14 protein-coding genes are annotated in these 13758 nt (G+C 38.8%); all 14 read right to left on the reverse strand.

Features of this window, described 5'->3' with window-relative positions; translation table 11 throughout:
- Positions 1-566: 566 nt before the first annotated feature.
- A complete protein-coding gene (locus tag STRDD10_RS06740) occupies positions 567-1298 on the reverse strand; it encodes a metallophosphoesterase family protein (protein ID WP_067194191.1) in 732 nt (243 codons plus the stop codon).
- Positions 1295-2959 (reverse strand): DNA repair protein RecN, encoded by a 1665-nt coding sequence (gene recN / locus STRDD10_RS06745; RefSeq protein ID WP_067194193.1) that lies wholly within the window; start codon positions 2957-2959, stop codon positions 1295-1297. Before recN ends, STRDD10_RS06740 begins: the two co-directional genes overlap by 4 nt.
- 4 nt (positions 2960-2963) lie before the next feature.
- On the reverse strand, positions 2964-3395 hold the full coding sequence (locus tag STRDD10_RS06750) for an arginine repressor (RefSeq protein ID WP_067194195.1): 432 nt from the start codon (positions 3393-3395) through the stop codon (positions 2964-2966).
- 68 nt (positions 3396-3463) lie between these two features.
- Entirely contained in the window at positions 3464-4270 is an 807-nt protein-coding gene (locus STRDD10_RS06755) for a TlyA family RNA methyltransferase (RefSeq protein ID WP_067194198.1), read from the reverse strand.
- Positions 4263-5138: a polyprenyl synthetase family protein gene (locus STRDD10_RS06760; protein WP_067194201.1), complete on the reverse strand. Its 876-nt coding sequence runs from the start codon at positions 5136-5138 to the stop codon at positions 4263-4265. The genes STRDD10_RS06755 and STRDD10_RS06760 overlap by 8 nt, the downstream gene beginning before the upstream one ends.
- Positions 5135-5347: an exodeoxyribonuclease VII small subunit gene (locus STRDD10_RS06765; RefSeq protein WP_067194204.1), complete on the reverse strand. Its 213-nt coding sequence runs from the start codon at positions 5345-5347 to the stop codon at positions 5135-5137. The genes STRDD10_RS06760 and STRDD10_RS06765 overlap by 4 nt, the downstream gene beginning before the upstream one ends.
- A complete protein-coding gene (gene xseA, locus STRDD10_RS06770) occupies positions 5334-6665 on the reverse strand; it encodes an exodeoxyribonuclease VII large subunit (RefSeq protein WP_067194206.1) in 1332 nt (443 codons plus the stop codon). The genes STRDD10_RS06765 and xseA overlap by 14 nt, the downstream gene beginning before the upstream one ends.
- Positions 6666-6830: 165 nt before the next feature.
- Positions 6831-7733, reverse strand: coding sequence for a TDT family transporter (locus STRDD10_RS06775; protein WP_067194209.1), 903 nt, complete (start codon positions 7731-7733; stop codon positions 6831-6833).
- Positions 7734-7841: 108 nt separating this feature from the next.
- Complete coding sequence (locus STRDD10_RS06780) at positions 7842-8906, reverse strand: acyl-CoA dehydrogenase family protein (RefSeq protein WP_067194212.1); 1065 nt, start codon at positions 8904-8906, stop codon at positions 7842-7844.
- 20 nt (positions 8907-8926) lie between these two features.
- Positions 8927-9475, reverse strand: a complete 549-nt coding sequence (locus STRDD10_RS06785; protein ID WP_067194215.1) for a carboxymuconolactone decarboxylase family protein — start codon at positions 9473-9475, stop codon at positions 8927-8929.
- Positions 9476-9623: 148 nt separating this feature from the next.
- Complete coding sequence (rpsU, locus tag STRDD10_RS06790) at positions 9624-9800, reverse strand: 30S ribosomal protein S21 (RefSeq protein ID WP_000048054.1); 177 nt, start codon at positions 9798-9800, stop codon at positions 9624-9626.
- A 270-nt stretch (positions 9801-10070) separates the two neighbouring features.
- Positions 10071-11045, reverse strand: coding sequence for a peptidylprolyl isomerase PrsA (gene prsA / locus STRDD10_RS06795; RefSeq protein WP_067194218.1), 975 nt, complete (start codon positions 11043-11045; stop codon positions 10071-10073).
- A 100-nt stretch (positions 11046-11145) separates the two neighbouring features.
- Entirely contained in the window at positions 11146-11859 is a 714-nt protein-coding gene (locus STRDD10_RS06800; protein WP_067194221.1) for an O-methyltransferase, read from the reverse strand.
- Entirely contained in the window at positions 11859-13661 is a 1803-nt protein-coding gene (pepF, locus tag STRDD10_RS06805) for an oligoendopeptidase F (RefSeq protein ID WP_067194224.1), read from the reverse strand. The genes STRDD10_RS06800 and pepF overlap by 1 nt, the downstream gene beginning before the upstream one ends.
- Between the last annotated feature and the right edge of the window lie 97 nt (positions 13662-13758).

The following is a 13758-nucleotide window of genomic DNA, read 5'->3' on the forward strand; positions in this document are numbered from 1 at the left end:
TCATATCAGCATTTAGGGGCTCTTTGTTTTCAAAAAACTGTCAAAGATGGGAGTATACTCTTTTTTTGCAACTTGTCAACACTTTTACAAAATTTAACCCATTTTTTCTTTTTACCTAAAATGAAATCCGTTACATTTTTAAAAAACCGAATGATTTGGTGATTTATAAGATTATACCGACAATCTCTCAAACAGGCCTCTATAGAGAAAAATACCTATACAAAGACATTGGTTCGAGTTATTAAACCTTACTTGCTTTCAAAAATAATTCTCGCTAATTTGCCGTTTAATACAATAGCATTCACTAAATGATCTTCCACACGAATCTCACCCTATTCTATACTGAATTGAGTTTCTACGATATAACAACCATATACTCACACAACTAGCTTACTTTTTGTCTTATGTAAGAAAAAGGAAATAATGAGACAAAAAGATTTTATTTTAAAAAATATTATTTATAAAATTCTTAAAATATATCGCCAAAAAAGAAGCAGACGACTCTGATCTTTTTACTTCTATGTTTTCGTCTACCCACTACGGTTGACAAAAGGCCTTTTTTTCAGCTATTCATCTGCAGCAATAAATCCATCATTTACCACAAAATGATCTCGGATAATGCCATCTATCCCAAAAAGTGTACCGTGAAGTACCCCTCCATAGACAGCACCACCATCTAATCCAATCTTGCCATCATCCGTTGACCAAATTTCACTTGTACCAATTTCTTGTTCTAATAAACCATAAACGGGGGTATGCCCAAAAACAATCATCTTACCGGTTTTATTTTCACCTTCATGAAAAGGGGTTCTTAGCCAGACTTTCTGGTAATCTGAAGTATTGTGCCAATCTTCAAGGCTCAAATCTATCCCTGCATGAACAAAAATATAACGATCCGTCTCAAAGACAAAAGGCATATCACGAATGAAAGCAACCAGTTCCGGCACTGACTCGTTTATTTTTTTTGCATCTTCAATCCCATCAACCAAGTGGCTTAACGGTCGCCCAAGAAACGAATTAATAGTTGTATCTCCACCATTACGCCGATAGTGCTCATAGTTTTCTACTGGATCATCCAACCACGATAAAAACATATACTCATGGTTCCCTTTCAAACAAGTGGCTCCCTCTTTTTCAGCCAACTGTCGAACTCTTCTTACTGTGTTTAAACTATCTTCACCTCGGTCAATCAAATCACCCAAAAAAATTAGTTGACTTGAACTGTCCCATGATTTAAGTAACCTTTCAAGCATCGTAACTTTACCATGGACATCTCCAACTACAAAATACTGCATCATTTTCCATCCTTTAACAGTTCTCGAGCCTGACTGATGGCAGCATCGGTCACATTTTGACCAGCTAACATCTTGGCGATTTCATCCACTCGTTCATCGAATTTTAACAATCGAACTGTTGATACTGTCGAGTTCTCATCACTACGTTTTTCAATAAAGAATTGATAATCCGCAATAGCGATAACCTGTGGCAAGTGAGAAATTGCAAGAACCTGACCATTCGTTCCAATTTTATGAATTTTTTGAGCAATTGCTTGAGCAACTCGACCTGAAACGCCTGTATCCACCTCATCAAACACAATGCTCGTTTTGCCTTCTTTTCGTGAAAAAGCTGATTTAATAGCTAACATCAAACGAGACAACTCTCCACCCGAAGCAACCTTGACCAAAGGTTTAAAGTCTTCACCAGGGTTTGTAGAAATATAAAACTCCACTGTCTCATTACCTTCACGGCTAAACTTCCCTTTATTAAAGCAGACTTTGAATTGCGCTTTCTCCATATACAGATCTTGTAATTCTTGCTTAATTTCATCCTCTAGCGCCAACCCCAGTTTATGACGAGCAGAAGCTAGCTGACTCGCTAATTGAATCAACTGTTTTTCAAGACTCTTAAGCTCTGTCTCCATCTCATCAGATGAAAGACTGGCACCTGTTAAATGATTATACTCTTCTGAAATCTTCTCAAAGTAGGCCAACACATCATCAACTTGCCCTCCATACTTCCGTGTAATGGTATGGAGTAAATTCAACCGATTTTCAACTTCCATCAATCGATTTCCATCAAAGTCTAGAGTATCAAGAATGCCTTCTAATTGCTTTGTCAAATCTTCTAAAACATAGTAACTCTCAGACAAAGTAGACGCAAGTTCTTTGTAATCAGAATCATATTCTTCAATTGATTCCATCTCATTCATAGCTAGACGCACATTCGTTAAACTAGAAAATTCTTCATTGTCCAATAGCGTATAAGCATTACTCAAGGTATCCGCTATATTCTTGTGATTAAGTAGCTTTTCTCTCTCTTGATTCAGTTCGATATCCTCACCAAATCGTAATTCTGCAGCTTCAATTTCGGCAATTTGAAATTCCAACATCTCAATTCTCGCCCTATGTTCTTGCTGGTTTTTCTGAACTTCTAGGACTTGCTTTCGAATCCTTCTGTAGCGATCAAAACAAACTTGATAGTCTTCTTTTAAAGCAAAAAACTCATCATCTCCAAACTCATCTAGCATCGCTATATGTAGCTGTGGACGCATCAATTCCTCCTGATCGTGTTGACCATGAATATCCACTAGATGTTGCCCAACTTGTCGCAAAATAGACAAATTGACCATTTGCCCATTAATCCGACTGATACTACGTCCATTTTGCAAAATCTCACGACGAATAATAATTTCATCAGACAATTCCAAACCTTGTTCCTCAAAAATAGCCTGCAAAGCACGACTATTTTCTATGGAGAACAAGCCTTCAATTTCAGCCTTGTTGGAGCCGTGGCGAATCACGTCTACTGTCGCCCGAGAACCCAACATCATATTCATAGCATCAATAATGATAGACTTTCCTGCTCCTGTTTCTCCTGTCAGAACCGTCATTCCTTTTTCAAAATTAAGGGAAATCGCCTCAATAATTGCGAAATTTTTGATTGATATTTCAAGTAACATAGTTTCACCAATGCTTTAATGTTTCTACAATTAATTGCGCCTGATGTTCTTTTCGTACCACTAAAAAGACTGAATCATCATCCACAATGATAGAAAAGATATAATCACCAAACTCATCAATAATTTGATTTTTTACTACCATTCCACTTCCAGGTACTAGACTAACATTCACCATATTCCCCATGGACTCAGCTGCAAGAATGTTATCATCTACCAAGTGATATGTAGAAGATTCAAGTTTTGGAATATCATATTTATATGCATTTTCCTTAAGAGGTATTTTAACCATTCCTAATTCTTTGATATCTCTTGAAACCGTTGCTTGTGTCGCAATAATACCAATAGAACTAAGGTGTTTTACAATCTCATCTTGGGTTCTAACTTCATTTTCAGTGACGAAGCGCCTGATTTTTTCTAAACGTTCTTTTTTATTCATTGTATTCCTTATCTGCTATTTCGTCTTTACTAGACATATCAATCCATCACCAATCATCTCGTTCACAACTAAAACTGTTGGTGAGCTCGACTAACTAAATCTACAAGACTTTCCTGAACACGATTTTCTGGTTGATGTGTTTTTTGTAAACAAGCTAAAAATTCAATGTTCCCTTGTCCACCTTGGATAGGAGAAAAATCTAAACCAAGTACTGAGAAACCTGATTCTAAAGCAACCTGCAAAAAATTCTCCAAAACAGCTACATGAACCTTGCTGTCTTTGACGATTCCATTTTTTCCGATTTGCTCTCGTCCTGCCTCAAACTGTGGTTTAACCAAGGCAACTACAAATCCTGATTCGTCTAAAATTCTCGCTAAAGCTGGTAATATTAAAGCAAGAGAGATAAAACTAACGTCAATCGTAGCAAAATTCGGTACCTGGTCAAAATCAGCCGGCTCTGCATAACGAAAATTAAACTGCTCCATGCTCTGAACTCGTTCGTCTTGGCGTAACTTCCAGGCCAATTGATTGGTACCAACATCTACTGCAAATACTTTTCTTGCACCACTTTGTAACATCACATCTGTAAAGCCACCTGTGGAAGCACCGATATCAAGAGTTACTTTGTCAACAACAGATAAATCAAATACCTGTAAAGCTTTCTCCAGCTTCAAACCACCTCTGCTAACGTACTTGAGTTTTTCACCTTTTAATTTTAGTTCAATATCATCCGGAATTTTCTCACCAGGTTTATCAAAACGTTGTCCAGTTAGAACAGCCACTACAAGTCCCGCCATAACACCACGTTTGGCCTGTTCTCTCGTATCAAAGAGTCCTTGCTTATAGGCAAGGACATCCACTCTTTCCTTAGCCATGAATTTTTAAACTTTCTATTAATACTCTCAATTCTTTATCCTCAAAAAGAATCTCTTGTCCGATTTCTGTCAAAAGCAACTCTACTTGTTCAAGGCAACTATTTGAAAAATTGCGTGCTTCATCTAGTCCCATAAGGGAAGGATACGTCGATTTTTCTGCTTGCAGATCTTTTTTTGGAGTCTTTCCAATTTCTTCAAAACTGGCAGTAAGATCCAATACATCATCACGAACCTGAAATGCTAGACCAAGTAAATTTCCCGCTTTTTCTAGCTTTGTAAGGATTGAATCTGCTACACCAGCCACTAATCCGGCTGCTAAAAAAGGATAGGCTAGTAATTTACCTGTTTTATGGGCATGAATAGTTTGTAACTGCTCTAATGCAAGCTGAGATTTTTCACCTTCCATGTCCAAAACTTGACCAGCTACCATGCCAGCAGTACCTGCAGCTTTTGATAACTCCGAAATGAGTCTGACTTTAATCGAATTAGAAAGTGCCGCATCGGCTATCAGACCATAAGGGTCTAAAAATAAAGAATCCCCTGCCAAGATTGCAATGTCTTCACCAAATTTTTTATGGTTGGTCAATCTGCCTCGTCGATAATCATCATTATCCATAGCTGGCAAATCATCATGAATAAGACTACCAGTATGGATTAATTCTACCGCACCGGCAACTTGAAAATGAGCCTCTTCTAAAGTAATCCCAAGGGCCTCTAGAATCTCTAACAACAATAGGGGACGAAGACGCTTACCGCCCGCCCGAACCGAATAAAGAATGGCCGCCACCAAATGAGGTGCAACCTGCTTTTCACGGTAAAAAGTTTCAATCGCTGCTTCAAGCTGAATAATCTTTTCTGCCTGTTTCATTCCATTTCACTTTCTGAACCATCTGATTGCATAACCTTGATCAACGTTTTCTCTGCTTGATCAAGCGTTTCCTGTAATTCCTTTGACAATTTCATTCCCTTTTGAAATTCAGAAATAGCATCCTCAAGCGCTACATCACCCTGTTCTAACTTTTGGACTATCACTTCTAGATCTGCTAAATTTTCTTCAAATTGTTTATTTTTTGACATTTTGCACCTTCACATCTACCTGACCATCTTTCATCATTAGGGTCAAGCTATCTTCCTTCTTGATTTGTGTTGTACTTTCTAATACTTGATTTTCTTTTTTTATCAAGGCATAGCCTCGAGCAATGATTCGACTAGTATCTAACATATACAATGCATCCGATAATCGCTTCACTTCAGCAACTTTATTATCATAGATGATTGCCATATTACTTCTTAACAAGCGCTCAAGCTGAGCTGTCTGCTCCTGATAACGCTGGACAACTCCAAGGGGAGAATGCCCCTGTAAACGATAATATAGGTCTTGTGTCTGTCTTGAATGGGTTGCTTGGATTTCCTTCGCACTTTGTTGCAGTCTCTGTGTCAACAAATCCAATTTTTGTAAATAACCATCATACAACCTTTCTGGTTGTCGAAAAATGATGGATTGGCTAAGCTTGTTTAAACGCTGTCTTTGATATTGCAACCGATTAGACATGGCTGTCCCTAGACGATTTTCCTGCTGTTTCAATAAGCGATACAGGTCCATTCGAGTAATCGGAGTCGCAAGCTCTGCAGCAGCAGTTGGTGTTGCTGCTCTCTGGTCTGCCACAAAATCAGACAGGGTAACGTCTGTCTCATGGCCAACACTAGAGATAATGGGGATTCGAGATTCGAAAATAGCTCGTACCACAGCCTCTTCATTAAAGGCCCATAGATCCTCAATAGAACCTCCACCTCGTCCAACAATAAGGACATCAATATCCTCTCGCTTATTTGCTAAGGCGATATTTGCAACAATTTCAGCTGCCGCACCTTCCCCCTGTACCTTTGTGGGAAAAAGCAAAATATCCACTCCTTGAAAACGACGGCTGACTGTTGTGATAATGTCGCGAATAACCGCACCGCTGGAGCTCGTCACTACACCAATTTTTCTTGAGAACTGAGGGATTGTCTGCTTCCATTTAGGGTCAAATAGCCCTTCTGCTGCTAGTTTGTTCTTTAGTTGTTCAAACTGCAAGGCCAACGCACCAATACCATCCGGCTCTGCTCTTTCGATAACGATGGAATAAGAACCACTCGGTTCATACAGTTGGATTCGACCTACAACATTAATTTTCATGCCTTCTTCCAGCTCAAAACCAAGTTTACTGTATACTCCAGCCCAAATAGTAGCCTGAATCACCGCCTTATCATCTTTAAGCGAAAAATACTGATGACTCGGACGCTTACGAAAATTTGACACCTGACCTGTTAGATAAACTCTCTCCAAATAAGGATCCTTATCAAATTTTCTCTTTAGATACTTGGTCACCAATGAGACCGAGAGATAGTCTGTCATATCACCTTCCACTAAACACTTTCATACTTTGTAAATTATTTTTAGCAAAACTATATGAATTATTATACCAAAAAAAGCAAGAAAAAACCGATTTAGAACCTAGAAAGTATCCCAATACTCACCCTTCGATTATGAAAAAATCAACAAGATTTAGCCAAATAAAAGCTAAATCTTGTTGATTTTTAATTGATAAAGATAACCTACAAGCACAAGGCCAAGAACCATCAAACTCAAAAATCCTTCAACAAAAACTAAGCTATCAAAAAGCGGAAACTGTAAAATTTCTTGAGCCATCTTAAGAGAGGTTGCTGTAATAATCATAGGGAAAGTTAAAGCAGAAAATGATAGTTGAAATCCTTGTCTTAAAATTTTGGGTAAGCGAGTTACTACAAAAACAAAACAGGCTTGGGAAATTGACACCATGAGCACCAAGCTCCAAGTAGGCAGACTCGCCCCTCCTACACGAACCATGGCTGCTAGAAGAAGAGAGAAAGGAGCACAGTAAATCCCTTCCTGACCTAGTAAAGGCTGAGGGAGGGGGTGACTCTTTAAATCACGATAAATCAATGGATAAAGGATACTGGCCAAAAGAAAACCAAACATCAAGGTCACGTAGGCAATTCCAATCATTCCGATCACTGGATAAGTTAAGGCTGCGACTGCTATCCCTACATAGAGAACTGTCCAACTAGGTGTAGCGCTTTCTCTTGGATTTTTAAAAACAAATTTCACTGTAAAATAGGAAATCAAAAAAACATCTAATAAGAAAGAAAACCACCAAATTGATTGAGCCAAGTGAGGAGCAACCGGTATAATCCGTAGTAAATAGGTCGACAAAATCATTCCAGCCATGGGAAAGGTTGCCATCCCTGACAACAACGGTGGTTTTTTCAGTTCTTGTTGACTGTTCCGCCAATGATTGAGATGACTAATCAAAAAATAAATCCACAAACTCAAACCTGTCAGGCTAAAAAAATGAGAAAGAAGAGGCATGCTATCCGAAACTAGATTACCTGCACCCGCTAAACCCAATAGACAGCCTGAAAAAACGAGGGGAAGCCTTTTCATCGGAACCTCCAAAATTCATACTTCCTTTAGTATAGCATAAAACTCTATGAAATCAGAATCAAAAAGACGAAGTTGCAACTTTACTTCGTCTTTACTTGAGACCTATTCTCAGGCACTTGCTAAGATATGCCGTAGTTGAACTGCACTGGGGGAAACAATTGGAAGAAAAGCTCCTTCATTCCAACGGCGGATAAACCCAGAGGTAGACTTACTAAAGTAACCACGACCACCACCTGCCTGCAATTCAAGTAGCAGACTCTGTGCGACTACATCTACAATATCAATCCTTAATTGGAACAATTCCCGAGGATTGGTTACAAAATACTCTCTATCTGATAGACCTTGATATAGCAACTGACGAATAGCCTCTAAGTTTTGAACCTGAGTCTGCCATTCAGAGGTCAGAACGGTACGCTTTTTCAACTCTGCTTCGACTTCTACTAGGGAGCGTTCTGCTAAACCAAAAGCCAAACCAAACTGGTATCCTAAAAAGGCTGGACGATTTTCTGCCAAAAATTGTACGGCATTTTTCGATAAAATCCACTCTTCCTTCAGGAGAACCTTATTAAAAGTTAAGGCTGCCGTATTTCCTCCCTGGAGAGATACAAACTCCAAATCATCTGAACGAGAGAAATTCTTCGCGTCAGAAGGTACAGCCACCACATAACTTTCTCCAGAATCATCTGTCAACCCTGCAACAAAAATCGTCAAAAAGCGATCTGCTCGTGCATTGGTTACCCAAGGGAGGCGCCCCTTGAGGTAGAGTTCTCCATTTTCCTCAATGATGCGAACATTGAGGTCTTCTAGATTGGATAAGAACTTCACCGCATTCGACAAGGCTGTTGCTCCTGCATATTCACCCGTCAAGAGTTTTTCCAAATACACTTCCTTAAAATAGGGATTATTAGTATGAAGGATATTATCGATAAAGGTTCGCTGTCCCCACGATATGAAGGAGGCTGTCAATGAATGCTGGGCAAGCTCTGCTAACACCTCAACCACATCTTGGTCACTCCCTCCTCTACCTCCAAGAACTTCTGGAACTCCGACACGAAAGGCTCCTTCTGCTGCAATGCGTTCAATCAACTGATTTCCAGCTTCACAAGAATGTTTATCAATTTCATCCGCATGCTGGTCTAACCAGCTCAAAAAATCTTCTGAGAAAAATGACATAGAACTTCCTCCCCATGATACTAAGCGTAAGGTTGCAATTCTGGATTAATAGGAGTATTGGCTAGATTATTCGCGTAGTTGCAAAGGGTCGCTAGACTAACACCTAGTACTACATCAAGAGCATTTTGATGAGTATAGCCAGCTTCTAGAAACTCTGATAAAGCTTCATCTCCCACACGTCCTTTGGTATTGATAATAGCAAGCGTAAACTTAGCCAAGGTATCTAACTTTGGATCAGACTCAATTGGAGTACGATTGCGGAGGGCTTCAAGGAGATCATCATTCATCTGAATCTGCTTGATAGAAAAGGCTGTATGTCCAGCCACACAGAAGGCACAACCATTGGTCACAGCTGCTGTGATTTGCACCACTTCTCTCTCCACTGGCGTTAAACTATTTCGGCGGTTAATCCCTCCTACTGTCCGATAGGTTTCTAGTGCCGTCGGTGCATTAGCCAAGAGACCGATTAGATTAGGAATATAACCGTTGTTATCTTTTTGTACCGTTTCTAAAACTTCTTTTACTTCTTCTGGTGCAGACTCAATTGTATGGATAGAAAATGTTGTCATTGGAATACCTCTTTTCTTTTGATTGAGTACCAGTCTATCATAGATTATTTCCCTTGTATAATATATATTTTATATGGCTTTTATAAATAACATTTATAGAAAAACAAAAAACAAACTCAACTCATCTGGTCAAGCTTGCTTTCACCTATTAGAATTTCTTACGTTTACGAGCTGCTTCTGACTTACGTTTACGTTTTACAGAAGGTTTTTCATAGAATTCGCGTTTGCGTGTTTCTTGAAGAGTACCAGCTTTAGTAACCGCACGTTTGAAACGACGAAGAGCATCGTCAAGTGATTCATTCTTACGTACTACTGTTTTTGACATTTTTTTCACTCCCTTCAAGTTAAAATCTTATTTATTTTAACACTGTTTTTCTATTTTGTCAAGCATTTTTAGCAGTCACATCAGGGATTTATCACCCCCTCTTACTTATCGTTAATGCTTTAAAAGATCAGCAGCCTTGCCTTACAGTCGATAGATCGTGAAACCGTTGCTTATCTCCCTGTATAAAAAATAGAATTCCCCTTCTCTTAATGGTTGAAACATTAAGAGAAGGGGAACGTCAGCATTTCTTAAAAAATTTGTCCTTATTTCTTAATTTGAAGCGGAAGAACTATCGCTACTTGAAGAAGATTCAGTTGTTGAAGATGTACTTGATGAGCTATTAGCAGCATTTGAATACTGTGCAAAGAGAGATTGGAAGGCTTCATCTTTTACCTTGATATTTGCTTCTGTCAATTCTGCACCAACAACGGATTGGATGAAGCTCGCGTTTTTCTCACGTTCAGCTACAAAGATCTCTTTCAGGCGTTTTTTATAATCTTTCCAGTTGTCTGACTTACTTGTCTTGTTGCTTACTTTGACAATATAGTAACTTGTCGTATAGGTTTGTGAGTCTGTAACAGTCACAATATCTGAGACTCCATTTGTATCCAGAGCAAAAGCTGCTGATTTAACAGCATCTGGTACATCTGTTGAACCAGAGTCAAACTTCACTTCTCCACCATTGTCTTTCGTAGAAGTATCTGTAGAGTTTTCTTTGGCTAAAGCTGCAAAGTCTGCACCATCTGCCTTTGCTTTTTCCAAAACTTCCTTGGCCTTATCTTCGCTATCAAGTTTGATAATATTCGCTGTCACTTCTGGTGTGTAGCTGTCAAAAAGATTCTTAAGATTTTCATCCGTTGCTTCTTTTTCCGCAGCTTGTTTCACCGCATACTCTACTAATTTATTGGCACGAATTTGTTCACGATAAGTATCTGCCGTTAAACCTGCCTGAGCGAGAACTGTGGCAAAATTATCTCCATAATTTTTCGCATTTTCTTCATAGGCTTCATTCACTTCTTTATCCGTTACATTTTTTCCATATTTAGCTTCAAAAACTTTTTCAATGGTCATTTGCAATAGGACATTCTGAGCTTGGGCATTTGTCTTGACCTTATCATAAAAGTCTGCTTCTGTAATAGTCGCCCCTTTCATCGTTACGATATCTTTTGAACTATTTTGCGAACAAGCTGCAAGCGTCACCACCGACAAGAGAGTGACTGCTCCTGCTAATATTTTTTTCTTCATGTATGAACTCCTTTTTTTACTAGGATTACCAACTCCTAGACTAACCCTATTATTATACCACATTTTACTTTAGATAACTTAAATAAGTCTAAACTAAGACTCACTCCTCGCTAGGAAGATTGACCTGATCTACATTTTTTCGTAATAAAAGCAATCCATCTCCTAGGGGCAGTAGACTTGCTGTTAGGTCTGGATTATCCAAAGTAGCGTCAAAGAGACGCTGAAGACCGCGATAGATTGTTCGTTGTCCACGCCGAATCTCCATGATATCCTTAGCGACATCTCCACCTTGGAAAACATCATCTAAAACAAGTAAACCACCAACTTCAAGACGCTTAAGGATTTCTGGTAAAAAGACAATATACTTAGATTTAGCTGAATCCATGAAAACAAAATCATAGGTTTCCGTTAGTTCACTTAAAATCTCAACAGCGTCACCTTCAATGAGGCTAATTTGTTTTCTGTGATCAAAACGAGAGAAATTTTTCTTAGCTAATTCTATCATCTCAGGATTCCGATCAATCGTTGTAATTGTTGCTTGAGGAGCATGCTCCGCCATCAGTAAAGCAGAAAAACCGATAGCTGTCCCGATTTCTAGAATATTCTTCGGTTGCAATGTTTCCATCAAAATACGGAAGTATGCCACTGTTTCGTGAGGAATAATAGGAATATTTTCCTCTTTCGCAAATATCTCAAGCTCTTTTAAAGCCCCTCGGACTTGCTGTTGACGATTTCGCATCAAGTCCACAATCTCCTGCTTAACAACAGGTCGACGCATATTATGGTTTGCATTTTTACTGTAGGATTCAACCATTAGTTCCGTCCCAACTTTTCAACTAAAGCTTCAAACTCATCTAAACGACGTTCAAAAACTGCAAAAGCAGCATCCAAATAAGCTTCATCTTCCATATCCACACCAGCCTTTTTCATGATTTCAAGCGGATAATCTGAACGCCCAGCCTTTAGATAATCAATATACTTATCACGATCCTCTTGGCTACCGTGAACAATCTTTTCTGCTAACGCAGAGGCCGCCGCAAAACCTGTTGAATATTGAAAAACATAATAATTATAGTAAAAATGTGGAATACGTGCCCATTCAAACTGAATTGGTTGATTTTCTTCTTTTTTCAACCCATAGTATTTTTCATTTAACTCCGCATAAAGCTGGTTGAGATAATCACTTGTTAACACTTCACCCGCTTGATCTGCTTGATGGATGGCATGTTCAAACTCCGCAAACTGAGTTTGACGGAAAACTGTCCCACGAAAACCATCTAAAAAATGATTAAGAATAGCAAAACGAGTATGGTCATCTTCTACCTCTGCTAAAAGTTTCTCTGTTAAGATGTTTTCATTGGTCGTTGAGGCAATCTCCGCTAAGAAAATAGAGTAGTCCCCATATACATATGGTTGCGTTTCTCTAGTATAACTAGAATGCATACTATGTCCTGTTTCATGCACTAATGTAAAGAGATTATCTAAAGTGTCTTGCCAGTTTAGTAACATAAAGGCATTGGTATCATATGAGCCACCTGAGTAGGCACCAGAACGTTTGCCTTGATTTTCATAGACATCAATCCAGCGTTCTGAGAATGCTTTTTTAACTCGGTTAAGGTAATCCTCCCCAAGAACAGACAAAGTTTCTTCCGACTTAGCTAAGGCTTCTTCATAGCTAAATTTATAGTCCGTATCAGACAAAGGAGTATACATATCATACATTCGCAAGTCTTGAATTCCCAATATTTTAGCACGTAGTGCAATATATCGATGAAGAAGTGGCAGATGTCTATTCACAGCAGACACCAGGTTATCATACACACTCTCTGGCACAAAGTTTGCTGCTAATGCTGCTTCTCGGGCACTACTATAATTGCGCACCTTGGCACGATAATTCTGCACTTTAACATTCGTTTGAAGTGTCTTAGCATAAGTATGCTGGAACTGCTCATAGATACGGTACATTGCTTCGTAAGTTTCTTGACGAACTTGACGATTGGTCGACTCCATCAAACTGATAAAGTTTCCATGTGTCAGCTGTACTTCTTCTCCTCTCTCATTTCTCACAAGTGGAAAAATGATATCCGCATTGTCCAAAATAGAAAAAGTCTCTCCTGCAGCTCCAAAAATTTCACCAGCTCCAGCCAACAACTCCTCTTCTCGTTGAGAAAGAACATGTTGCTTTTCTTGTAAAATTTTATCAAAATAGTGTTTGTAGAGAACTAATTGTTCATTTTCCTGCAAAAAGTCTTGGTATTGCTCCTCACGAATCGTCAAAAACTCTGGATCGTAAAATGAAAAAGCTTGCTCAAACTGACTGTACAAAGTCATTGATTTAGCATAATATTCTTGGTATTTCGCTTCACGAGTATCTTGGTCGTTTTTCATATGAGCATAAACATAAAGCTTTTCAAGACGACGACTTAAATCAAGCATTAACTCCGTAGCTGTCAGTAAACTCTCTGCTGAATCCAGAAGGTGACCTGCATATTGCTCCGCTTGACTCAAATCACCCGTAAGCGCCGTTAACTCTTCCTCCCAGGCTTGATCAGTTGAAAAGATTGTAGATAAATCCCATTGATACTGTTCTTCAATTTCTTGACGTTGTTTAACCATATTACTCCTTTATATCTATGTATTAACTTCTAACTAGGCAACCTGTTTTCACATCAAATAGAATTTCATCTTTCAAAGTTGCCAAGTGAGAATGAAA

It is taken from the genome of Streptococcus sp. DD10, assembly GCF_001578805.1.
GTDB lineage: Bacteria > Bacillota > Bacilli > Lactobacillales > Streptococcaceae > Streptococcus.